General features: G+C 59.3%; 2 pseudogenes. Both read left to right on the top strand.

The annotated features are described in order from the left end of the window. Positions 1–458, top strand: a pseudogene (locus CQ13_RS41125) (IS5/IS1182 family transposase); the annotation flags it as partial. Between the two features lie 72 nt (positions 459–530). Further along, a pseudogene (locus CQ13_RS16610) lies at positions 531–1,067 on the top strand (IS110 family RNA-guided transposase); the annotation flags it as partial. Positions 1,068–1,153: the final 86 nt, after the last annotated feature.

Genomic DNA, 1,153 nt, shown 5'->3' with positions numbered 1-1,153 from the left:
ATGGTCTACATACTCAACCTCCTTCTTCGCGCCGTCATGGCGCACACACCACGGTGCAGCCGAAGGCCATCACCTTCCCGACCGACGCCAAGCTGCTGCATGCGGCGATCCGGGGACTGAACCACTTGGCGAGCAGGCACGGCGTGCGGTTGCGTCAATCCTACCTGCGGATCGCCAAGAAGGCAGCGATGATGGCGGGACGCTATGCCCACGCCAAGCAGTTCAAGCGACATCAGCGGCAGTTGCGTATCCTGCGCAGCCGGCTGGGCCGGATCATCCGCGATATCCGCCGCAAGATCGAAGGACAGACGGCGCTCGAGCAGACGTTCGCACTTCCGCTCGGCCGCGCCGCGCAGATCCGCTCGCAGCAGCAGCGCCAGCGCGGCTGGAAGCTCTATTCCTTCCATGCCCCAGAGGTGGAGTGCATTGGCAAGGGCAAGGCCAGCGCACCTTATGAGTTAATGGCATGGACCACGCCCGCTCTCAGAGGCAACGTGCTACCCCGCGGGGCAGCAGCAGGAGCGCAAGCCATGTCGAATACGAACATTATCACAATCGGTATCGATCTCGGGAAGAACACATTCCATGTCATTGGTCTCGATGCCACCGGCGCAATCACGTTACGCAAGAAGCGATCTAGAAATCAGCTTGACCAGTCGCTGAGCAATGTTCCGCGTTGCCTAATCGGAATGGAGGCGTGTGCAGGAGCACATCATCTGGGGCGCAAGCTCGAGAAATTAGGCCATCAAGTACGGCTCTTGCCGGCACAGTACGTCAAACCATACCTCAAGGGTCACAAGAATGACTTTCGGGATGCTGAAGCGATCGCCGAGGCTGCTCAGCGGCCGACAATGCGGTTCGTCCCAGTGAAGTCGGCCGAACAACTTGATTTACAGGCACTCCACAGAGTTCGCAGTCGATTGGTGACACAGAGAACAGCGGTCATCAATCAAATTCGGGGCTTTTTGCTTGAGCGAGGCCTACCAGTGCGGCAGGGAGCGGCAGCACTCCGATTGGCGCTCCCCCAAATCCTCTCGATGCCTTCGGAAAGCCTGTCACCTCAGGTGTAAAAGTATGCACTTGACCTGACGACTGGCGCTTCGTCGTGGTGGGTGTCCGACGAAGATTTGTGTCCGGCGCTACGCGGCCGGCA

The organism is Bradyrhizobium retamae (assembly GCF_001440415.1).
Taxonomy (GTDB): domain Bacteria; phylum Pseudomonadota; class Alphaproteobacteria; order Rhizobiales; family Xanthobacteraceae; genus Bradyrhizobium; species Bradyrhizobium retamae.
This window is presented reverse-complemented; position numbering and strand designations above follow the sequence as displayed.